Annotated in this window: 17 protein-coding genes, 1 rRNA gene and 1 pseudogene; 2 read left to right on the top strand and 17 right to left on the bottom strand. The window is 34.6% G+C overall.

Annotated features, from left to right (window positions below):
• Positions 1-3: 3 nt before the first annotated feature.
• The 16 genes and pseudogenes from THEYE_RS09820 to THEYE_RS09745 all read right to left on the bottom strand — a co-directional run bounded on the left by THEYE_RS09820 (position 4) and on the right by THEYE_RS09745 (position 19,659).
• Complete coding sequence (locus THEYE_RS09820) at positions 4-1,785, bottom strand: penicillin-binding protein 1A (protein ID WP_012545662.1); 1,782 nt, start codon at positions 1,783-1,785, stop codon at positions 4-6.
• A gap of 2 nt (positions 1,786-1,787) precedes the next feature.
• Positions 1,788-2,177: a M67 family metallopeptidase gene (locus THEYE_RS09815; protein ID WP_028842896.1), complete on the bottom strand. Its 390-nt coding sequence runs from the start codon at positions 2,175-2,177 to the stop codon at positions 1,788-1,790.
• Positions 2,171-2,908, bottom strand: coding sequence for a HesA/MoeB/ThiF family protein (locus tag THEYE_RS09810; RefSeq protein WP_012546398.1), 738 nt, complete (start codon positions 2,906-2,908; stop codon positions 2,171-2,173). Before THEYE_RS09810 ends, THEYE_RS09815 begins: the two co-directional genes overlap by 7 nt.
• The gene (locus THEYE_RS09805; protein WP_012545264.1) at positions 2,889-4,169 is read right to left on the bottom strand and encodes a homoserine dehydrogenase; all 1,281 of its coding nucleotides are present in this window, start codon (positions 4,167-4,169) and stop codon (positions 2,889-2,891) included. Before THEYE_RS09805 ends, THEYE_RS09810 begins: the two co-directional genes overlap by 20 nt.
• A gap of 9 nt (positions 4,170-4,178) precedes the next feature.
• Positions 4,179-5,387 (bottom strand): alanine transaminase, encoded by a 1,209-nt coding sequence (gene alaC / locus THEYE_RS09800; RefSeq protein WP_012546347.1) that lies wholly within the window; start codon positions 5,385-5,387, stop codon positions 4,179-4,181.
• 20 nt (positions 5,388-5,407) lie between these two features.
• Positions 5,408-6,559, bottom strand: a complete 1,152-nt coding sequence (locus tag THEYE_RS09795; protein ID WP_012545883.1) for an iron-containing alcohol dehydrogenase — start codon at positions 6,557-6,559, stop codon at positions 5,408-5,410.
• Positions 6,546-7,445: a lipoyl synthase gene (gene lipA / locus THEYE_RS09790; protein WP_255446996.1), complete on the bottom strand. Its 900-nt coding sequence runs from the start codon at positions 7,443-7,445 to the stop codon at positions 6,546-6,548. The genes THEYE_RS09795 and lipA overlap by 14 nt, the downstream gene beginning before the upstream one ends.
• Positions 7,446-7,449: 4 nt before the next feature.
• Complete coding sequence (locus THEYE_RS09785; protein WP_012546429.1) at positions 7,450-7,653, bottom strand: cold-shock protein; 204 nt, start codon at positions 7,651-7,653, stop codon at positions 7,450-7,452.
• Between the two features lie 177 nt (positions 7,654-7,830).
• Positions 7,831-7,947, bottom strand: a 5S ribosomal RNA gene (gene rrf, locus THEYE_RS09780).
• Positions 7,948-7,986: 39 nt separating this feature from the next.
• A pseudogene (locus THEYE_RS09775) lies at positions 7,987-10,008 on the bottom strand (DNA translocase FtsK); the annotation flags it as partial.
• Between the two features lie 98 nt (positions 10,009-10,106).
• Positions 10,107-10,880, bottom strand: a complete 774-nt coding sequence (locus tag THEYE_RS09770; protein WP_012546705.1) for an undecaprenyl-diphosphate phosphatase — start codon at positions 10,878-10,880, stop codon at positions 10,107-10,109.
• Positions 10,881-11,199: 319 nt separating this feature from the next.
• Positions 11,200-13,203 (bottom strand): phospholipase D family protein, encoded by a 2,004-nt coding sequence (locus THEYE_RS09765; protein ID WP_012545793.1) that lies wholly within the window; start codon positions 13,201-13,203, stop codon positions 11,200-11,202.
• Between the two features lie 36 nt (positions 13,204-13,239).
• Positions 13,240-15,612, bottom strand: a complete 2,373-nt coding sequence (locus tag THEYE_RS09760) for a heavy metal translocating P-type ATPase (RefSeq protein ID WP_012546628.1) — start codon at positions 15,610-15,612, stop codon at positions 13,240-13,242.
• 15 nt (positions 15,613-15,627) lie between these two features.
• Positions 15,628-16,374 (bottom strand): 23S rRNA (guanosine(2251)-2'-O)-methyltransferase RlmB, encoded by a 747-nt coding sequence (gene rlmB / locus THEYE_RS09755; protein ID WP_012546281.1) that lies wholly within the window; start codon positions 16,372-16,374, stop codon positions 15,628-15,630.
• Positions 16,353-17,816: a cysteine--tRNA ligase gene (gene cysS / locus THEYE_RS09750; RefSeq protein WP_012546384.1), complete on the bottom strand. Its 1,464-nt coding sequence runs from the start codon at positions 17,814-17,816 to the stop codon at positions 16,353-16,355. Before cysS ends, rlmB begins: the two co-directional genes overlap by 22 nt.
• Positions 17,817-17,847: 31 nt before the next feature.
• Entirely contained in the window at positions 17,848-19,659 is a 1,812-nt protein-coding gene (locus THEYE_RS09745; RefSeq protein WP_012544976.1) for an ASKHA domain-containing protein, read from the bottom strand.
• 16 nt (positions 19,660-19,675) lie between these two features.
• Here THEYE_RS09745 and THEYE_RS09740 point away from each other — a divergent pair, with 16 nt between their 5' ends.
• Entirely contained in the window at positions 19,676-20,494 is an 819-nt protein-coding gene (locus tag THEYE_RS09740; RefSeq protein WP_012545817.1) for a glycosyltransferase family 9 protein, read from the top strand.
• Here THEYE_RS09740 and THEYE_RS09735 read toward each other — a convergent pair.
• Positions 20,463-21,158, bottom strand: coding sequence for a SapC family protein (locus tag THEYE_RS09735; RefSeq protein ID WP_012546675.1), 696 nt, complete (start codon positions 21,156-21,158; stop codon positions 20,463-20,465). The two genes, THEYE_RS09740 and THEYE_RS09735, sit on opposite strands and share 32 nt — an antisense overlap.
• Positions 21,159-21,273: 115 nt before the next feature.
• Between THEYE_RS09735 and THEYE_RS09730 the strand changes: the two genes are divergently transcribed.
• Positions 21,274-22,350 (top strand): 3-methyl-2-oxobutanoate dehydrogenase subunit VorB, encoded by a 1,077-nt coding sequence (locus tag THEYE_RS09730; protein WP_012545833.1) that lies wholly within the window; start codon positions 21,274-21,276, stop codon positions 22,348-22,350.
• The last annotated feature ends 2 nt before the right edge of the window (positions 22,351-22,352 follow it).

Genomic DNA, 22,352 nt, shown 5'->3' with positions numbered 1-22,352 from the left:
TTTCTATTTTAACATTTGACCTGTTTGTTTCATAAAATCAATCCATATTGGAAGGGCTGCCCTTGCTCCTGCTTCTTTTGCCCCAATTGGTTTATGATTATCCCTTCCAACCCATACGCCCACAAGAAGGTTATCATCAAATCCAACAAACCACGCATCAGAAAAATCATTGGTTGTTCCTGTTTTGCCATATACTTCCCTGCCAAGTTCTTTTGCTTTTTGAGCTGTCCCAGAGAGCACTACTTCCTGAAGAAGTTCTCGCATTTGTTCAACAATCTCCTCAGGTAATATCTGTTGAATTTCAGATTTATTTTCTTCAATTGTAATACCGTTATGGTCAGTAATTTTTTCATAAAAGACTGGTTTTATTTTCTTGCCTGTAGCAAAAACTGAATAGGCTGCAGTAAGTTCAATTGGCTTAACATCAGATGCTCCAAGAGCAGTTGATAGATAGGGATGAATCTTTGTAGTAAGTCCACATTGCTCAGCAAACTCAACAACATTTTTAATACCCACTTGGGAAGCAAGTCTTACGGTTGCTGCATTTAAAGAGAGAGCTATTGCCTTACGAAGAGGAACTTCTCCATGATATTCGTTATTATAGTTTTTTGGACTCCAGCTTTTTCCTTGAACTGAACCTGGGAAGCTTACAGGTGAATCAAGAATAGTATCGTCAGGGCTCCAGCCATCCATAAGAGCTACTGCATAAACAAAGGGCTTAAAAGCACTTCCTGGTTGGCGTAAAGAAAAAACCCTGTTGTATTGTGTTTCCCAGAAATCATTTCCTCCTACTAAAGCTTTAACATAACCTGTTTTAAGGTCTATGGCAATTAATGAAGCCTGAACCTGAGGTTTAACTCTTTTATGAATTTCTATAAGACCGTTTCTTACTGCTTCCTCTGCCTTTTTCTGAAGATTATAATCAATTGTTGAATAAATCCTTAATCCATCTTTATAAAGTCTTTCTCCGTATTTTGACTCAAGCTCTTGTCTTAATGTCTCAACAAAATAGGGTGCTTCAAACTTTCTCCAGTAGGGGTGCTCTGGAAGAGCCTCCTTTAATGCTTCATTGTATTGTTCTCTTGTTATAAATCCTTCTTCCAGCATTTTTTGTAAAACTATATTTCTTCTTTTAATGGCAATATCAGGTTTTTTAAAAGGATTATAAGCTGAAGGCGCTTTTGGAAGTGATGCAAGCAATGCAATCTGAGCATGAGTTAGCTCTTTAAAAGATTTGCCAAAATAAGCTTCCGATGCAGCAGCTATTCCATATGCTCTATTCCCAAAATATGCCTGATTGAGATATAATCCTAATATTTCATCTTTTGTATACTTTCTTTCAATCTGAATTGATAAAATAGCTTCCTTTATTTTTCTTGTTATACTTTTTTCTGGTTTTAAAAATAACATTTTAGCAAGCTGTTGAGTAATTGTGCTTCCACCTTCAACAATTCCTCCTGCTTTAATATCTCTGTAAAGGGCTCGCAGAATGCCAATAACATCAACCCCGGGGTGTTTATAAAATCTTACATCTTCTGCTGCTACAAAAGCTTTTTTGATTATTTCAGGTATTTCATAATGAGGGACAAACTTTCTCCTTTCGTAAAAGAACTCTGTCAGAACCTGACCATCTGATGAATATACAACTGATGCCTCAAAAGGTCTATAACCCTCTAATGCCTTTACATCTGGCAGGTCTGAAAAAATCCAGTAAATATAACCTCCGATTACACCTATGAAAAAAAGTAAAACAAAGAAAAAGATATAAACTATTTTAGTTTTCATTTTTACTCAATAAATAATTCTTGTTCATCAAACTTTCTATTTTCTATCTTAAAACATTTCACCTCAAACTTTGGTTCAATAGCGACTATTATATGATACACATCATAAAAAGCAAGTTCTATATCTTTCTGAGAAGGCTCAGCACTACCAAGGGGATGACTATGAAATATGGCAAGCATATCCATACCATAAGTTTTCATGTCTTTCATAGCAAGAAGTTGTTCTTTCGGATTCATAAAGTAACTTACTGAAGACTGTTCAATGTTTTTTATTTTGTAAATTTTAGAGATAAAATTATCCTTTCCTGCAAGAATACCGCATGCTTCATAAGGTAAACACTCTCTACAGTGCTGTATCATTTCATTGAATATTTCTCTTTTAATTTTTAACATCGTTTGCAAATTTGACATGATGGATTTTTTAAAAATTTTACTTCTCTGAAAATATCCTTCAAAGCATCATAAATGAGCATTCTGCCATGTAAGGACTCGCCAATAGAAAGTAAAATCTTTAGTGTTTCAACAGCCTGAATAGAACCAATTATACCTGCAACCGGAGCTAAAATACCCTGAACAAAATTCTCATCCTTTGCATCTTCAAAAAGGCAGTTATAGCATGGTCCTTCTGGAGGAATCACATTTAAAACATGCCCTTCAAACTCTGAGACAGCACCTACTACAAGAGGTTTTTGTAATTTAAAACAGGCATCATTAAGGATAAATCTTGTTTTAAAATTATCTGGACATGCAACAACAATATCATAGGAATTAATTAACTCAAAAACATTTCTTTTGTTGATTTCTTCAGGATAAGGAAGTATATTTATTTCACTGTTGAGTTTTTTGAGATTTATCATTGCTGAAATAGCTTTTGGCATGCCAATATGTTCTTCATTGTGGAGAATCTGTCTTTGAAGATTACTTAGTTCCACTATATCGGGGTCAACTATTCCTATATATCCAATGCCAGATGAAGCAAGATAATATGCAACAACGCTACCAAGCCCACCTGCGCCTACAATTAATACTTTTGATTTATTAAGTTTTTCTTGCCCTTCTTTGCCTATATAAGAAAGTATAATTTGTCTATGATATCTCAAAAGACTATGTTTCCTGTCCTTCAACCCTTATAAATACACTCTTTGCTGCGACAACAGGTAGTTTATCAATCTTCTCAAGAGCCTCAAGCACATCTTTTTCCTTTGCCTTATGCGTTAATATTACAAGAGGAACTGCACCAGCCTTTGACCTGCCTTTTTGAATTACTGATGCGATGCTTATATTGTGTTGTCCAAATACTCCTGAAATCTTTGAAAGAACTCCAGGACGATCTAAGGCAGTAAATCTGAAATAGTACATGCTTTCTATCTCTTCAATTGGCTTGATACTGTATTTTTCTGAAAAATCAAGTGGTAGAGAATTTGTGCCCTTTGCAATATCTACAATATCAGCTACCACAGCACTACCTGTAGGCATGCTTCCAGCTCCTCTACCATAATAAAGAGTTGCGCCTACACTGTCTCCTTCCACATATATGGCATTAAAAACTCCGTCAACTTTAGCTATCAAATAATCCTCTGGAATCATTGTAGGATGAACTCTTAGTTCAATTTCTCCATTAAGAATTTTTGTTATTGCAAGAAGCTTAATTTTATAACCAAACTCTCTTGCAAAGGCTATATCCTGAGCAGTTATTTTTGTAATTCCTTCACAATATGTCTTTTTAAAGCTTAATGGAATCCCGTAAGCCAAAGATGCAAGAATCGTTATCTTATGTGATGAGTCTATTCCTTCTATGTCAAGCGTTGGATCTGCTTCTGCATAACCAAGTTCCTGAGCCTGCCTGAGAGCATCCTGAAAATCAATCCCTTCATTTGTCATTTTTGTAAGAATAAAATTTGTTGTTCCATTAATGATTCCATAAATTGCAAGCATTTTATTTGCAACAAGTCCTTCTCTCATTACTTTAATTATCGGAATTCCGCCTCCTACGCTTGCCTCAAATCCTACCTGAAGTCCTTTTTCTTTAGCTATGCTAAAAATTTCATTTCCTTCTTCTGCTAAAAGAGCCTTATTTGCTGTAACAACATGTTTACCCTTTTTTAATGCTTCAATGATGAACTCCTTTGCCGGATGAATTCCACCAACCAGTTCTACTACAACATCTATTTCAGGATCATTTATAATCTTCCAGGCATCAGGGATGAGAACACCTTCGGAAAGGCTTATCTCCCTTGGTCTTTTTATATCCTTATCAGCAACTTTTTTAAGAATAAGCTCTATTCCCGTTCTTTTTTTTATAAGTTCTCTTTGGCTAAGAATAATTTTTGCTGTTCCTGTGCCTACTGTTCCAAAACCTATGATGCCAACTTTAACCTGTTTCATTCAGCCTCCTTAACCAACTTTTCTTATTTTCTTTACTGCTGGAACAAGATTTAGAGCCTTTTTAATTCCTTTTGTTGCCTGTCTTATTCTGTGTTCATTCTCAACAAGAGCAAATCTGACAAATCCTTCTCCACCTTCACCAAATCCAATACCTGGAGAAACTGCTACTTTTGCTTCATTTATTAAAAATTTGCAGAATTCAAGAGATCCCATTTTTTTGAATTGTTCTGGAATCTCCGCCCATACAAACATTGTTGCTTTTGGTGGAGGAACTTTCCATCCTGCCTGATTCAATCCTTTTATGAGAACATCTCTTCTTCTTTCGTAAGTCTTTCTTATCTCTTCAACACAATCCTGAGGACCCCGCAGTGCCACTATTGAGGCAATTTGAATAGGTTGAAACATTCCGTAGTCAAGGTAACTTTTTATTTTTGTAAGTGCGCCAACAATCTCTTTATTACCAACACAAAATCCTACTCTCCACCCAGCCATTGAATAGCTTTTAGTCATTGAAAAAAACTCTACACCTACATCTTTTGCTCCTGGGACTTGAAGAAAACTTGGTGCTTTATAATCATCAAAAACAAGGTCTGCATAAGCAAAATCATGGATAACCATGATATTGTTTTCTTTCGCGAAATCAACAACTTTTCTAAAGAAATCAAGATTTTCCACGACTGCTGTTGTAGGATTATGTGGAAAGTTAATTATCAAAATTTTTGGTCTGGGCCAGGAGTTTTTAAAAGCTCTTTCAAGCTCTTCAAAAAAGTCCATACACGGGCAAACATTAAATGTCCTTACATCTCCTCCTGCAATAATTGCTCCATAGGGATGAATAGGATAGGCAGGTGAGGGGGTAAGAACTACATCCCCTGGTTGGACAGATGCTAAAAGAAGATGACTTAGTCCCTCTTTTGAACCAATAGTAACTACTGCCTCTGTTTCAGGGTCTATGTCCACATCAAATCTTCTTTTATACCACTCTGAAATAGCACATCTAAGCTGAGTAATGCCTCTACTTGCTGAATATCGGTGGTTTTTTGAAAGTTTTGCAGCTTCACAAAGTTTGTCAACAATGTGTTTAGGTGTTGGTAAATCAGGATTACCCATGCCAAGGTCTATAATATCCTCACCTTTTCTTCTAAGTTCTGTTTTGAGCTGATTAACCACTGCGAATACATAAGGAGGCAATCTTTTAATTCTCGGAAAATCAAACATTTTTATCCTCCGTTTTTTATTTAATCATTTGCATTTTTTATTATTTCTGTCAATACCTCTTTTGTGTAATCCTTTTCCATCTGCCAAACTTTTGCTATATTGTAAGCATTATCAACAATTCTATCAATTTCTCCAATGGATATTCCTGCTTCTTTTAAGCTCACTGGTGCACCTATTTTCCTAAACCATTCCTTCAGTTGAAAAACTCCTTCGGTTGCTGTATTGACACCAAATATTTCTTTTGCAAATCTTTCAAACTGTATAAGATTTTTTTCTTGATACCATTTCATCCATGCTGGTATTACAATACTAAGACAGGCACCGTGAGGTAAGTCGTAAATTGCTCCAAGAGAATGAGCAATCATGTGATTTGGGAAACTCCCTCCTTTTATCCCTAACTTTGCAAGTCCGTTTAAAGCAAGTGTAGCAGCCCACATAAACTCTGCTCTTGCGTTGTAGTTTTTTTGTTCTTTAAGAATTATTTCTGTTGTCTCCATTACTGTTTTAATTAAACCCTCAACAAACCTGTTCTGAAGATTGGGGCAATAACTTCCACTAAAATAATGCTCAATCACATGGGCAATAGCATCAACTGCTGCGTATGCCTGATACTTAGCTGATACTGTAAAAGTAAGCTCAGGATTCAAAATAGACACTCTTGGGAAGATATGCTCTGAGGAAATGGAAAGTTTTTCCTGTGTTTCCTCATTTGTAATCACAGCAAAACCGTTCATCTCACTTCCAGTTGCTGCAAGGGTAAGTATTACATAAATCGGTAAAGCCTTTTTTATTTCTTTGTTCCTTTTAAAGAAATCCCATACATCTTTATCAGTTTTTGTACCTACTGCAATGGTTTTCCCCTCATCAATAACAGAGCCACCACCTACTGCTAAAATTGCGTCAACCTTATGTTTCTTTGCCTTTTCAATTCCTTCCCTTGTATGAGAAAGTACAGGATTTGGTTTTACTCCTCCATGTTCTATAAACTCAATTCCTTCTTTTTTTAGTGCCTTTACAATTCTATCATAGAGTCCAGTTTCCTTTATGGATGATTTACCATAAACAAAAAGAACTCTTTCCACATCATCTTTTTCTAAAATTTTGCCAATTTTTTTCTCAGCTTCCTTGCCAAATATAATTCTTGTAGGATTATAAAATTCAAAGTTTTCCATATCTTTCCTCCTTTACTGCTAAATATGATTCATAAGCTTTTGTTGAACTCCTGATAAGAGGCCCGCTTACCACAGCCTTAAATCCTATTTGCACAGCTTTCTCCGCAATTTTTTCAAAAACTGCTGGTTTTATATATTCTACTACAGGCAGAGCTTTTTTTGAAGGCTGAAGATACTGCCCTATTGTAACTATGTCACATTCTACATTTTTTAAATCTTTCAAAATGTTGTATACTTCTTCTATATTTTCACCAAGTCCTAACATAAATCCTGATTTTGTTATTATTTCTGAGTTAATCTCTTTAGCAGTTTTAAGAATATTTAGAGAACGGATATAAACAGCCTTTCTAACAGAACCATAAAATTTTTTAACTGTCTCTATGTTATGTGCAAAAACAGCAACACCTGAATTCAAAATAGTTTCAATAGAAGTTTTGTTTCCCTGAAAATCTGGCACTAAAACTTCTACCAGTATATCTGGATTTAACTTTTTTATTGTTTCAACTGTTTTTGCAAAATGTTTCGCTCCTCCATCAATCAGGTCATCTCTTGTAGGAGATGTTATAACAACATATTTTAATGACATCTCTTTTACTGCAATAGCAATTTTTTCTGGCTCTGAATTATCTAATGGTTCTGGATAACCTTTTTCTGCATTACAAAATTTACATCCCCTTGTGCATACTTCACCCATAATCATAAATGTTGCGGTTGGTTGCTTATAACATATAGTTCTATTTGGACATCTCAATGTCTCACACACAGTATTAAGTTTGTGTTTTTTAAAAAAATTTTGTGTTTTTTTAATTTCTTTAAGTTGGGTTTTAACCCATTCTGGAAGAGGCATTTTGAGAGATTTATTAAAGGGGGCAGAAAGCCCCCTCAGGTTGTCAGACTTTTTCTACATTAACTGCTTTAGGTCCACGGTCTCCTTCAACAACGTCAAATTTAACTCTGTCACCCTGTTTCAGGGTCTTGAATCCATCACCTTTAATTGAAGTGTAATGGACAAAGACATCCTGTCCGCCATCCTGCTGAATGAATCCGAATCCCTTAGACTCATTAAACCACTTAACACGTCCTTCAAAAGCCATACTTCTTAAAACCTCCTTTTAATCTCCCCACCTATGGCAGGTACTAAAACTTCGCAAAATGCAAAGCTAATCTTTTATAACATGGGGATATTAAAAAAGTAAAGGAATTTTTTTAAGGTTTCTGGAATAGTATTTAAAAAGACTGATTGGAGATTTTATTTTGTATAAAATAAAAAAGCCTGGCAGCGACCTACTTTCCCATGACCTCACGGTCATAGTATCATCGGCCCTGGAGGGCTTAACTTCCGTGTTCGGAATGGGAACGGGTGTTTCCCCTCCGGTATAGCCACCAGACAATTTTTAGCATAACATAAGTTTTAGAAAAAATGCAAGCTAAAATTTACCTATAAATTTTCTTGGTTTGCCCGCACCCTGTGGTGGACCTACAAGCCCATCTTCTTCAAGTAAATCCATGATCCTTGCTGCACGATTATAACCTATTTTAAATCTTCTCTGTATAAGAGAGATTGATATTTCACCAGCCTGGGTGGCATATTCAATCACTGCTTCATAAAGTTCATCTTTTTCGCCACCATTTACCTTTCCATTTTCTTTGTTTTCAGTAGGTATTTGTATTGATTCAAAAAGACTATAATCAGGACTACCTTGACTGCGTAAATATTCAGTTACTGCTTTAACTTCCTCTTCGCCTACATAGGCACCATGAACTCTTATTATTTTTACACCTGAAACCATAAAAAGCATATCACCCATTCCAAGAAGCTTTTCAGCGCCCTGTGTATCAAGTATTGTTCTTGAATCCACACGGGATGTAACCTGAAAGGCAATTCTTGCAGGAAAGTTTGCCTTAATTATTCCTGTTATTACATCAACACTTGGACGCTGTGTTGCAACAACAAGATGAATTCCTGATGCTCTTGCCATCTGAGCAATTCTGGTAACAGCCTGTTCAACTTCTGTTGGTGCTGTGAACATCAAGTCTGCAAACTCATCAATAAAAACAACAATATATGGAACTTTTTCTTCAAAAGAAACTGTCTGATTGTAACTATCAATGTTTCTAAATCCTTTTGATGCAAAAAGTTTGTATCTTCGTTCCATTTCAACAATTACTTTTTTCAAAGCTTCGGATGCTTCCTTAGGGTCTGTTATAACAGGGGACATTAGATGAGGAATATTTTCATATGTTGAAAGCTCAAGAAGCTTTGGGTCAATAAGAAGAAGTCTTACATCATGCGGAGTTGCTTTATAAAGGAGACTTAAAATCATTGTATTTAAACATACACTTTTACCAGAGCCGGTTGCACCTGCCACAAGTAAGTGGGGCATTTTTGAAAGGTCAGTTATTACAGGATTTCCGTATATATCTTTACCAAGTGCAAGAGCTAAGTAAGAGGCACTGCTTTGAAACTTTTCTGATGCAATAATCTCACCGAGTCTTACAATCTGTCTTTTTTTATTTGGGACTTCTATGCCAATTGCAGACCTTCCTGGAATTGGATATATTCTTATGCTCTGAGCTTTAAGTGAAAGGGCAAGTTCATCACTGAGAGTTATGATTTTACTGAGTTTTATCCCGCTTGCAGGTTCAAATTCATACATTGTAACCACAGGACCTGGATGGACCTCTTTTATTGTCCCATGAATACCAAATTCAGCAAATCTTGCTTCAATGCTACTGGCAGAGGCTATAATTTCTTCCTTTGATATATTGTCATCATGCTTTTCAATTTTTAAAAGAGAAAGAGGTGGAATTATAAAACCCTTTTGCTCTGCTTCAATTTTTTGTTTTTCATCAATGTCCTTAGGCTTTAATCTGGTTTCGCTTTTGAGATTTAAATTATCAGCCTTTTTTACAGGTTCTTCAGGTTTTGAAACTTTCACAACCTTTATTCCCTCACCAGCTTCAGGAGAGGTTTCTTTAATAGAACTAATTTCTTTTCTTTTTATCAATTCTGGCTTAATAAGAATAACTGAAGCAATGAAGACAGAAGCCCACAAAATATAAGTTCCTGCAATTGAAAGAAACTTTTCAGTCAGATGAAAGGCTATCCATGAAATACCTTCTGGAAGTTTTTTATAGGTCTCAATATTTTTCCTTAATGGTTCAAGCATGATGGATAAAGAAAACAGCAGGGTTAGAAACCATATAAGTTTTCCTATATTTAGCTTTTTACCAGTAAACTTTCTGATTCCGTAGAAAACTAAAAGTAGCGGAATTAAAAATGTAGCAATTCCAAAGGTACTTAGTAAAAGGTCTGAAAGATATGAACCAACTATCCCTCCATAGTTTAATGGTTTTGATTTTGTAAAAGTTAAAGGTGAGGGGTCTAAAAAATTGTAACTTATAAGGGTTATAGCAAGATAAACTGAAAAGGCGATTAATAAAATAGCTTTAAAAATATTTAAAGCTGAAAAATCTTTGATTTCTTCAGTTTTTTTGTTCAAAGAACTTTTTTTTATCGGCTTTTTATATATTACCCTTTGTCGCATCAGTTTCTAAAAAAATATAACAGAAAAATAACAACCGCTAAAAACCATCTGTAGTATATGAAAAGATTGAGAGGATACTTTTGGAGAAAGCTAAGTAAAAATTTAATTGCTATTATTCCAGTAATTGCAGCTGAAATTACTCCAATAATGAAAAGAGAGTAATCATGGGAGTGTCCAATTTTTATAGATTTATAAAAATCCAGCATTGCAGCACCTGCAATTGCAGGTGTTGAAAGCAGAAACGAAAACTTTGCTGCATAGGCTCTATCAAGTCCTTTAAATAATCCTGCTGTAATTGTTATACCAGAACGTGAAACCCCTGGAATAAGAGCTATTGCTTGAGCTGTACCAATTACTACAGCATCTGAAAGAGTTATAGATCTTATTAATTTTTTACCTACTTTTTCTGCATAAAGCATTAGAAATCCAACTAATATAAGTGTAACCACAATAATTAAAGGATGTCTCAGTGCACTTTCTATCAAATCATGAAAAGCTATACCTGCAATACCTGCAGGAATTGTTCCGATTATGATAAATAGTAGCATTTTTCTTTCTCTGAAAAATATATTTATCCAGTCTTTCCAGAAGCAATAAAGAAGGGATATAAGAGTTCCCACATGAACAGCAATATCAAAACTCAGTGAATTAACAATTCCACTCCAACCAAAAATCCATGGCGTTATCACAAGATGGGCAGTACTGCTTATTGGTAAAAACTCAGTAATTCCCTGAATAATTCCAAGAATAATAGCTTTAAAAAGTTCATCCATTAATTTTTCCCTCTTTTAATTTCTTAAACCTGTTCAAGACTTGTAATTTATTGAAAATCAATAAACCACAACTCCTGCTATTTTTCAATTACCTCCAACTGTCATTCCGACTTTTAGGAGACCCTTCGCTTACGCTCAGGGTGACAGTAAAAGGGTCACATTCCTCGGGCAATGCCAGAGGAATGAAAGTTAGTAATTGCACAGTTCCGAAATTTATTAACTCATCTATTTTAACAGGTCTTTCAGGTTTCAATCCTAATTTTTTATAGCACAAACAAATTTTGTTAAATTTTCTTCATCAAGCCTCAATCCCATTGTCTCATCCGAGGATTTTCTTCAAAAATCCTTCTTTTTGCCCAATAAAATGAAGGAATCTATTTTTATGAAGAATCAAAGGAGTTCCAGAAGACTTTACAACACTTGGAGGAAGTTTGTTTTTAAGTGCCTCTGCATCCTTTGGCTCATAAATGCTTTTGAGGTCTACTACAAAAAATTTCTCACCTCCGTCTTTCATCTCTTTGAAATCTTTCTTTCTTGTAAGATAAAAAGCTTGCCATTCCTGACTTCCTATCTTGTAGTAATCTCCACAAGGGCTTTCACTTATAAAATCTGGAACTTCCAGTTCTGTTTGTTTAAACATCTCAATAAATATTTGTCTTGAAAGAAATAGAGGGTCTTCAATCTTGAAAAACTCTTCATCAGTCATTTTTTTTGCAAACTCTTTAAGGAAATATCTAAATAAGCTGTCGTCAATACCATCAACTTTTTCCTCAAAATATTTTTCTGCCTTTTCTTTTGCTTTTTTATCCTCTGAGAAAGGTGAGCCAAAATGTAAGTAATAAATTCTTCTTATTACCTGACTTTCTGCGCTAAATCCCACATTTGATGTGCCAATAAGACAGGGATGAGGGTCAGTAATTGTGTTTGTGAGAGTCTTTATCAGTCTTTCTCCTTCTCCTCTAAAGAAGTTATCGTATATTTCATCAACTAAAATGGGAAAGACATTGTTTGAAGAAAATATGTCATAGAGAATTCTCTGTGTTTTTGTATAGATGTCTTTGTAATTGAATACTTCAAAGTTGTTGCCAAGTAGTTTGTTTATAAATAAAAGAAGTTTTGTCTTTCCAGTGTTTGCAAGCCCTCCAAGTATTAAAACAATCGGTATTTCTGCAAGTTTTTCATCTCCTTTATGTTTCTTTACATGCTTTCTTATGAGATATATAAACGGTGAGGTAAAGGCAAAAAGTATTGCCTCAAATACTCTTTTAAGCACTTCTCTGTCTTTGTAAATTGCAAATTCCCAATAAGAATTGACAAAGTTAACAAGTTTTGCAAGATTGCTTTGTAGTTCTTCTTTTGTAAGGCTTACTGTATAGGAAACAGCCTGCTCATTTTCTTTTACATAAAACTCCCAGTTAGCGGGATTTAGATAAAGAAAGTTTCTTTTATCAATGAACTCCTGAGTTCTTTTGTGAGAGAAGGATACAATTTCCCTGAGCTTGTCCTTAAGTGTTACTAATTTTTGCTTTGGTTCAAAAGAATAGCCATTTTTTGTTTTCTTAGTCACATGCTCAATGATTTTTTCAATTCTTTCAATCTCCATTATTTTTTTATCTATCCTTTCCCTTTCATCCATAACCTCAACTACCAAACTTTCTGCATCTCCTCCACTCTGTATCTGTCTTTGCACCCTTTCAACAATGCTTTCAGTTCTATCATCTGGTGTAAATATTAGAATATTCTCTGTTTTTAATATCAGACTTTGAAGCTTTTTTCTTGTTTTTTCGCTTAAGAAATCCACAGAGTTTTGATATATCTCTTCAAATCTATTGAGATATGTTTTGCAGAACAAAGGATTATAGGAACTGTCATAGACAATGAGCTCTTCATACTGTCTGCTATTACTAAAAGCAGAGTTAGTGAAATTTGCAGAACCTACCATTACTCTTAAACTCCCCTCATCATCAGAAAGTATATAAATCTTTGAGTGTATTCGCTCACCTGCTTTCATATATCTTAGCTCAATTTTCCCGGTTGTAAGAGCTTCAAGAACTTCAGGGTCTGCCTCAGCAGAATGGATAAATCTCTCTTCAGAAGTTGGGTCAAGCACATAGAATTCTCTTGCTGATTCTTCCTCTCCCAATATGGTTATGACCTTTTTAAATGTTTTCACCTTATCAAAGAAAAAATCAGGAGAAGAAACATAGGTAACAACCCTTAAGTCGGTAAAGTTATGATAAAAAAGTGAAAGAGGATCTTCTTTAAATGGCTTGTCATTGTAAAGAATGTGCAGATAAGAAACTTTTTTTGTGAATAAATCCATAAATTATTATATCATTCAGATAAGATTATCTGTCTTTTAAATCTTTCTTTTTTTCAATCTCAGGGAATTGCTTACCACTGAGACAGAACTTAGAGACATTGCTAAGGAAGCAAGCATTGGATTAAGAAGTGGACCACCAAAAATGTAAAGAACTCCAGCAGCAACTGGAATGCCGATTACATTATAGATGAATGCCCAGAAAAGGTTTTCTTTTATCGTTCTGAGAGTGAGCTTACTTAACCTGATAAGCACCGGAACTCCTTTAAGCCCTCCTTTCATAAGTGTTACATCAGCTGTATGGATTGCAATGTCTGTTCCGCTTCCCATTGCAATACCTATATTTGCCTCTGCCAATGCAGGTGCGTCATTTATTCCATCACCTATCATGGCAACATTTTTTCTCTCAACAACTCTGAATTTTCTTACAATCTTTGCCTTTTCATTGGGAAGCACTCCTGCAAAATATATCTTAATTTCCAGTTTTTCTGCTACTGCCTTTGCAGTAAGTTCATTATCTCCTGTTATTATAGCTACTTCAATTCCCATTTTCTGTAATTCTTTTATGGTTTCTACGGATTCTTCTCTTATTGGGTCTGCAATGAAAAATATTGCTTTTATGTTTCCATCAATAGCAGCATAAACTGTTGTCGTAGACTCTGAATAAGAGAGTTCTGGTAAATTTATATTTTTTTTCTGCATTAGTTTACTGCTTCCTATTAAAACTTCCCTTTTGTCTCCCTTTGCATCAAAAACTTTTGCCAAAACTCCTCCACCAGCAACTACTTCAAAGGACTCTGGCTCATCGGGATTTATTCCCTCTCTCATGCAATGCCTTATTATCGCCTTTGCAAGAGGATGCTCAGAGTATTTTTCAGCAGTAGCACAAAGACTTAAAATTTCGCTCTTATCCACATCAAGGTATTGCACATCTTTTACTTCAGGTTTTCCTTGTGTGAGTGTGCCTGTTTTATCTGAAAAAAGAATTTCAATTTTGCCAACTTCCTCAAGTTTTTCCACATTTCTTATGAGTATCCCTTCTTTTGCAGACCTTCCTGTGGCAACCATAATTGCTGTTGGAGTAGCAAGTCCTAATGCACAGGGGCAGGCAATTATAAGGACTGCGATACTATTACTTAAAGCCTGCGAAACTTCTCCCTGTAAGAACATCCATAGGGCAAAGGTTAACACTGCTACTGCCAAAACCGTAGGAACAAATATGGCTGAGATTTTATCTGCAAGCCTCTGAACAGGTGGTTTTCCTGTCTGTGCTTCCTGTATTAGTTTGATTATCTGGTTTAAAAGGGCATTTTTACCAACAGCCTTTGCTTCAACTTTAATAACTCCACTTAGTAAGATTGTTCCTCCGATTACTTTCTCTCCAGCAGATTTGTCAACAGGAATTGGTTCTCCTGTTATCATAGATTCATCAACGGTTGCTTCACCTTCTACAATAATTCCATCTACAGGTATTTTTTCAGACTGTCTTATCAGCACAATATCTTCGGGCAAAACTTCATCAATGTTTATTTCCTGCTCTTTTCCATCTCTTATTACAACTGCTCGTTTGGGCTGAAGTTGAATAAGCCTTTGTATTGCCTCTGATGTTTTTGCCTTTGCCTTTTCTTCAAGGGTTCTACCAAAAAGTATGAGGGTAATTATTACTGCTGAAGTTTCAAAATAAAGATGAAATCCTCCATGACCCAAAATTAGCATAGCAACGCTGTAAAAATAGGCAGCATTTGTTCCCAGACTTACAAGGCTATTCATGTTTGCTGTGCCGTGTTTCAGAGCAAGAAATGCAAGCCTGTGAAATCTCCATCCTGTAATAAACTGGACAGGTGTTGTAAGCACAAGCTGTATAATTCCCTCATGTAAAAAAGGAATGTGAAACATGCTACCTAAAAACACAGGCAATGTAAAAATAAAACTTATGATGAGGTCTTTTTTTAGTTTTTTAAACTCTTTCTTTTTTTCTTCAAAGGCTGATATTGTATCCGCATATTTTTTTGCTTTTATACCAAGAGTTTTAATGGCAGATAAAATTTTATCTTCATCAATAATTGTTGGTATATAAGATAAAACAATATTTTTATTCACAATATCTATTTTTACCTCAACCACTCCTTCAAGCTGAGCAATTTTTTCTTCAATAGGTCTTGCACTGTCAGGGGCAAGTTCACTTATCTGTAGATAAAGATTTGTTTTACCTATGTCGTATCCGGTTGCTCTTACTATGCTGATTAATCTGTGAATGTCAACTTTATCAGTTACTTCAATCTTTGCTTTTTCAGTAAGAAGATTTACTTCCGCACTGATAACTTCTTCTAATCTGTTTAATGCTCTTTGAACTGCTTGAGCACAGGCAGCACATGTCATTCCTTTGATAGGTATTTCAACTATTTTTGTCATTGCTTTATTTTATAATTATTGGATTTTTCTCTGCCTTAATACTTCAAAAGTAATTAAAGCGGATGCAACTGAAACATTTAAAGAGTTTATTGTGCCTCTCATAGGAATTTTTATAACTTTATCACATAAGGCAATTACTGTTTGTCTGATTCCCTTTCCTTCAGAACCAACAATTAAACCTAAAGGCTGAGTAAAATCGCTTTCCCAGAATACATCCTTAGCCTGTGCTTCTGCTCCATATATTGTGATATTATGTTCTTTGAGAGTTTTTATCGCATACTTAATATTATTGATTTCTACAAGATTAACATGCCATACTGCTCCTGCTGATGCTTTCCATACAGATGGGACAATTCCTACTGAGCGTTTTTTCTGATAAATTATTGCATGGACTCCTGCTGCATCAGCAATTCTACAGATGCTTCCAAAATTTTGAGGGTCTTCAACTAAATCAAGAATTAGGAAAAAAGCAGGCTCATTTTTTTTAAATGAAATTTTTAAAGCTTCATCAAGAGTTATTGTTTTCTTGGGTTTTATTTTGGCAACTACTCCTTGATGAACTCCTTGTGTGATTTTTTCAATGAATGTTTCTTCAACTATTTTTACTGAAATTGATTTTTCCTCTGCCAGCCTCAGAATTTCTTTAAGCTTTGAAATTCTATTTTTTGATATATAAATTTCCTTTAATGCATCAGATATTTTGAAAGATTCAAGAACAGGATTTACACCATATATATACATTAATTTATCTTTACTTTCCATATAGTTCTGTCTGGTTTATCTTCAAGAATAATTCCCTTTGATAAAAGTTGTTCACGAATACTGTCAGCTTTTTTCCAATCTTTATTTTTTCTTGCCTCAGTTCTTTCTTTAATGAGTCTATTTATTTCTTCTTCTTTAATGGCAATTTTTTTAACTTTAAGTAAATCTCTATACCAATCAACAGGTTGTCTCTGAAATAGATTTAATACACTACCAATTTCTTTGATTGCTCTTTTTGCAGTTACAAGAAAATCAATTTCTTTATTCTGTGATGGTTTTTTATCCATAAATCGGTTTATTTCTTTAATAAACTCAAATAGTATTCCTAAGGCTTTTGCTGTATTGAAATCATCATCCATTGCTTTTTCAAATTCTGGTTTCAGATTTTCAAGCATGGCTTTAACTTTGTCAAACTCTATGGAGCTTTTATCATTTATTTCAATTTTTTCAAAATCTTCAATTCTCATTATGGTGCTGTATACTCTGTCAACTGTTGCTTCAGCTTCTTTAATATATTCATGAGCAAACTCAATTGGGCTTCTGTAATGGCTTGAAAGAAGAAATAGTCTCAATGCTTCAGCATCATAAATATCAAGTAAATCCCTTATGTTAAGAACATTACCTAAGGATTTTGACATTTTTTCTTTATTTATTGTTACAAATCCATTATGAATCCAATATTTTGCAAAGGGTTTCCCAGTAAATGCTTCAGACTGGGCAATCTCATTTTCATGATGAGGGAATATTAAATCCGCGCCTCCGCCATGAATATCAAAGGTTTCACCAAGATATTTTATTGACATAGCAGAACACTCAATATGCCATCCAGGACGTCCTTTGCCCCATGGAGAATCCCACCATGGCTCTCCGGGTTTTGATGCTTTCCATAGTGCGAAATCAAGAGGGCTTTTTTTCCTTTCATCAACTTCAACACGAGCTCCACTTATAAGTTCATCAATTTTTTTCTTGGAAAGTTTTCCATACTGTGGAAATTTTTCAACTGAAAAATAAACGCTTTTTGCCTGTCCTTCCTCAATTTCATAGGCATATCCTTTATTAATCAGTGTCTGAATTATTTCAATCATTTCATTTATATGCTCTGTTGCTTTTGGCTCAATATCTGCTCTTGTTATTCCAAGACGGTCCATATCTTTATAGTATTCTCCAGTATATTTTTCAGCAATTTCTTTCCATGAAACTCCTTCTTTATTTGCCCTGTTTATAATTTTGTCATCAATATCCGTGAAGTTTTTGACAAATTTTACTTCATAGCCTTTATAGCGAAGATATTTTACAATTACATCAAAAACAACAGCGCTTCTTGCATGTCCGATATGACATAGGTCATAGACAGTAACTCCACATGCATAGATGCCTACTTTTTTGTCATTTATTGGCTTAAACTCTTCCAGCTTGTCTGTAAGTGTGTTGAAAACCCTCATTTTCTCCTCCGCCTCTGAATTTATGCCTATTTTAACTTAATTCTTTAAATCTTTCCCAATCTGTATGAGGTAAAAATAGTGCAGATATATATTCATCCATAAATTTTTTTGAACGTGAAAGGTCAATATACGTCATTTTATCAGCGATTTCTTCAGCTGTTTCTCTCAGTTGATAACTAAGAGTGCATAAAATCGCACCGGCTAAAGAAGTATTCCCAAGAAACTGAAATCTATTTTCGGGTAAATTGGGTAACATGCCAATTTTTAATGCTTTTTTAATATTTATAAACTCGCCAAATCCTCCTGCAATGTAAACCTTTGATATATCCTTTTCACTAATTCCAACTTCTTCAAGCAGTGTTGATATTCCTGCATAAATTGCAGCTTTTGCCCTGATTATATTGTCAATGTCTGCCTGAGTAATATAACAGTTTTCGGAAATAATGAATCTTTGTTCATCATTAACTTCTTTTATCCATTGAGAAAATCCTTTAATGAGTTTTCCCTTTTGATCAATAATTCCTTCTGAAAAAAGCTCAGAAACAATATCTATCATTCCTGAGCCGCATATGCCTGATGGTGGCATATCTCCAATTACCTTTATTTTAAAACTATCTGAATTTTTATTATAGGAGAAAGATTCTATAGCTCCTGAAGTAGCTCTCATCCCACAACTTATTCCACTTCCTTCAAAACAAGGACCTGCGGAGGTAGATGCTGTTACAAGCCATTGTTTATTACCTATAACAACTTCTCCATTAGTTCCAATGTCTATGAATAAAGAGATTTCTTCTTGAAGATACATTTGTGATGCCAATATACCTGCAACAATATCTCCTCCAACATAACCTGCAATAGATGAAACTGTGTAAACAGGTGCATTTGGTTCTATAAGAAGTTTTGCCTGAGCCGCATTCCATACAGGATAATGATTTAAAACTGGTGTATAGGGTTCTTCTCTTATATATTTTGGATTAATTCCCCAGAAAATATGAGCCATTGTTGTATTTGCAGAGATTGTTACATATAAAATTTTCCCATCCCTGTGTTTCATGAAGACTGTATTAATGAGGGCATTTATATCATCAACAATGCATTTTCTTAAGATATCAAGTCCATTTTTATTTTCAACTGCGTAAATAATTCGTGTAATAACATCGTCTCCATAGGAAATCTGAGAGTTATAGCATGAGGCTATATCAATGACTCTTCCTTCTTCAAGATCAATTAGAGCGATAGCAACAGTTGTTGTGCCTATATCAACAGCAACTCCATAAAGTTTTGTATCTGGTTCTATAAAATCAATAATTTCCTTTTCTGTAAGAACAACAGTAATCTGCCATTTATTTTTTCTTAAAAATTCAGGCAGCAGTGAAACAAGTTTTCTGGATATTGAAATTTTTTTATTTAAAGTCTGTCTTATATTTTCAAAGTCTGCTTTTGAATTTTCAATTGTAGGAGGCTCAATCTTTAATGAAACTTTTTTAACTAAGGGTTCAAATAAAGACGGATTGTCTTTAAAAGGTTTCTCAACCAACCACAATTTTGCTGCGGAGATTCTTTCTGTAACAGTAATTAGTTTTTCCGGAACTTCAATTATAATATCACTTTCTGGATAAGTTTGACATGCAAGAACATAGCCAAGTTTTTTTTCATCTTCTGATATTCCAAAAAAAGAAGATGTTTTTGATTTGCCTTCAACAATTCTTAATTTGCATCTTCCACAAATTCCTTTGCCTCCACAAGATGCTGGAAGATAGATAGCATGACTCTGTAAAACTTGGAGAAGAGTCTCTCCATGAGTTTCAAAAATTTCACCACGATTTGTCCTAATTTTATACATGATTTAAAATTATATCATGAAAGCTCTTGTTTATCGGATGGGAGGATTAGGTGACAGTCTTCTCATTTATCCGATTCTTGAAATACTTAATAAAAAAGGCTATGATGTTACTGTATGGGGAAATCCAGAATACTTCAGGCTTGCTGAAATATCAGGATTTTGCATAAAAACAGTTTTTTATGAGCCAAAGGAACAATATGATTTAAAAATAATTTTTTCAAAAAATAGAGAGATTTTAAAAAACTCCCAGAATAACTCCATTTATATTAATCCAATTCCGACACAGCAAACTTGGATTGTTGATTATTACTTAGAAAAAGTTGGCTTTAATAATGAAAGGTATTCAAAGATTCTTCCAGTATCTTTTTCAGAAAGTAAACATAATAATCTTTGCATTGTTCATCCAGGAAGTGGTTCAAAAAAGAAAAATCCTGATTTAATTTTTTTCTTTGAGTTAGAAAAATTTTTAAAAGAATTAGGCTTTGATATTCTCTATTTACTTGGTCCAGCTGAAACAGAGTTTGCAGAAGTATTTAAAAACTCAGTTTATATAGAAAATCCTGTAGAAATCGCTAAACTGCTAAGCAAAGCGAATCTTTATATTGGACTTGATAGCGGAATAAGTCACTTAAGCAGTTATCTTGGAATCCCTTCAATCATTATTTTTGGTCCAACAGAGCCTCAAGTATGGCATCCTATTGGTGAAAATTTTATGATTATTCGTTATGAAAGCTGTTCAGCCTGTTTTCCTGATGTGTGCAAAGAAAGAAAATGTCTGGAACCTGAATTTTTACTCAATAAAATCAAATCTCTGCAAATATATCAAAAAGCTTGAAATTTCTTAGGCTTAAATAATGAGCATGAAGAATTAAAAGATAACCTTTTGAGTTGAGGTTGTAAAGTTTTTCAGGCTGAAGTCTTGACATATGTTCAATATTGGCTATTAACATATTGCGAAACTGCATTTTACCAAGTTTTGTTTCAATATCAAGATTTAATGTTCTTAAGTATCCTCCTTCAAATAACTCCTTTGAACATTCCTCTGCATCATGAAAATCTCTTGCAAGCTCTGTGAGCCCTGCCTTTATTTTTGAAAAAAATTCTGTTTCATTGCCATCATCGTCAAAAATTCTTTCTCCATCTGATGAGGCAAAGGTTTCATCAAAAATAATTGTATAATCATCTTCCTCCTTAAATACTCCAAAAGGATAATGTTTGCAGATATTTGGCACGGTGTCAAGCTTCCATTGTCCATTCTTTTTTAGAAATATATTCTTATTATTAATTCCTATAACAGCGAATGGAAAAACAATTTCATCCTGAATACCAAACATAACAGGATAATACATGGTAGCAGATAAAATTTCAGAATAAGTAAGAGGAACAACTTCAACATTTTCCATATATAAATAATCTTCAGGCATTTTTACTTTTAAATATCTATGAACTGTGCTATCTAAGGCAACAGCTTTTTTAAATGCTTTCATTATTGCCTTCATTTTAGCCTCCTCCTGATAAAAAAGTTTTTAAATTATAGCATAAAACTTTTCTTGACAGCACATTCTTTAAACAATTATAAATAATATATTGTTAAAAAATTTGGAAGGAGCTAATATGAATAAAGTTCTAATGAAGGGCAACGAAGCTGTTGCAGAGGCTGCTATTCAGGCAGGGCTAAAATTTTATGCAGGATACCCTATAACGCCACAGAATGAAATTCCTGAGTATTTATCAAAAAGATTACCAGAAGCAGGCGGGGTATTTATTCAGGCAGAAAGTGAAATTGCTGCGATAAATATGATTTATGGTGCTTCAGCATGTGGCGTAAGAGTCATGACATCTTCAAGTTCACCAGGAATCAGCCTCAAACAGGAAGCTATCTCCTATCTTGCAGGAGCTGAGCTTCCTGCAGTTATTGTAAATATGATGCGTGGTGGACCTGGGCTTGGAAACATCTCAGGCAGTCAGGCAGACTATTTTCAAGCAGTAAAGGGTGGTGGGCATGGAGATTACAGGCTTCTTGTATATGCGCCATTCAGTGTGCAGGAACTCTGGGATTATACAATTTTAGCCTTTGAAAAAGCTGATGAATGGAGAAATCCTGTGATGATTCTTGGAGATGGAGTAATTGCGCAGATGATGGAACCTCTTATTCAGAGAGTTCCGGAATTAAAAGTCTATGATAAGTCTTCATGGGCACTCACAGGAGCAAAGGGAAGACCGTCACGATTTATAAGAACTCTGTTGATGACTGAAGGAGAACTTGAGAAACACAATTGGAAGCTACAGGGAAAATATAAACAATGGAAAGAAAAAGAAGTTAGATATGAAACTTATTTTGTAGATGATGCAGATGTGGTGGTTGTAGCCTTTGGCTCTGCTGCGAGGATTTCTCTTTCAGCAGTAAGAAAATTAAGACAAGAAGGCTTAAAAATCGGACTTTTAAGACCTATCACATTGTTCCCCTTTCCTGAAGAGCCAATAAGGCGGCTTGCACAGGAAATTGAAAGATTCATTGTTGTAGAGTTTAATGCAGGACAGATGGTTGAAGATGTAAAACTTGCAGTAAATGGTATGGCTGAAGTTTATTTGTATGGTAGACCCGGAGGGAATATAGTAACAGCAGAAGATGTATATGAGGCTCTTGCAAGATATGCATCTTCTGAAAGAACCATGGTTTCTGTAAAATAATA

Source organism: Thermodesulfovibrio yellowstonii DSM 11347 (assembly GCF_000020985.1).
Lineage (GTDB): Bacteria > Nitrospirota > Thermodesulfovibrionia > Thermodesulfovibrionales > Thermodesulfovibrionaceae > Thermodesulfovibrio > Thermodesulfovibrio yellowstonii.
Note: the sequence above shows the minus strand (reverse complement) of the source record. Positions and strands in the feature narration are given on the sequence as shown.

What these genes read in the sequence shown, in the direction of transcription:
- THEYE_RS09820 (WP_012545662.1), bottom strand. Translation starts at nt 1,785, where the DNA reads ATGAAAACTAAAATAGTTTATATCTTTTTCTTTGTTTTACTTTTTTTC.
- THEYE_RS09815 (WP_028842896.1), bottom strand. Translation starts at nt 2,177, where the DNA reads ATGTTAAAAATTAAAAGAGAAATATTCAATGAAATGATACAGCACTGT.
- THEYE_RS09805 (WP_012545264.1), bottom strand. Translation starts at nt 4,169, where the DNA reads ATGAAACAGGTTAAAGTTGGCATCATAGGTTTTGGAACAGTAGGCACA.
- alaC (WP_012546347.1), bottom strand. Translation starts at nt 5,387, where the DNA reads ATGTTTGATTTTCCGAGAATTAAAAGATTGCCTCCTTATGTATTCGCA.
- THEYE_RS09795 (WP_012545883.1), bottom strand. Translation starts at nt 6,559, where the DNA reads ATGGAAAACTTTGAATTTTATAATCCTACAAGAATTATATTTGGCAAG.
- THEYE_RS09785 (WP_012546429.1), bottom strand. Translation starts at nt 7,653, where the DNA reads ATGGCTTTTGAAGGACGTGTTAAGTGGTTTAATGAGTCTAAGGGATTC.
- THEYE_RS09770 (WP_012546705.1), bottom strand. Translation starts at nt 10,880, where the DNA reads ATGGATGAACTTTTTAAAGCTATTATTCTTGGAATTATTCAGGGAATT.
- THEYE_RS09765 (WP_012545793.1), bottom strand. Translation starts at nt 13,203, where the DNA reads ATGGATTTATTCACAAAAAAAGTTTCTTATCTGCACATTCTTTACAAT.
- THEYE_RS09760 (WP_012546628.1), bottom strand. Translation starts at nt 15,612, where the DNA reads ATGACAAAAATAGTTGAAATACCTATCAAAGGAATGACATGTGCTGCC.
- rlmB (WP_012546281.1), bottom strand. Translation starts at nt 16,374, where the DNA reads ATGGAAAGTAAAGATAAATTAATGTATATATATGGTGTAAATCCTGTT.
- cysS (WP_012546384.1), bottom strand. Translation starts at nt 17,816, where the DNA reads ATGAGGGTTTTCAACACACTTACAGACAAGCTGGAAGAGTTTAAGCCA.
- THEYE_RS09745 (WP_012544976.1), bottom strand. Translation starts at nt 19,659, where the DNA reads ATGTATAAAATTAGGACAAATCGTGGTGAAATTTTTGAAACTCATGGA.
- THEYE_RS09740 (WP_012545817.1), top strand. Translation starts at nt 19,676, where the DNA reads ATGAAAGCTCTTGTTTATCGGATGGGAGGATTAGGTGACAGTCTTCTC.
- THEYE_RS09735 (WP_012546675.1), bottom strand. Translation starts at nt 21,158, where the DNA reads ATGAAGGCAATAATGAAAGCATTTAAAAAAGCTGTTGCCTTAGATAGC.
- THEYE_RS09730 (WP_012545833.1), top strand. Translation starts at nt 21,274, where the DNA reads ATGAATAAAGTTCTAATGAAGGGCAACGAAGCTGTTGCAGAGGCTGCT.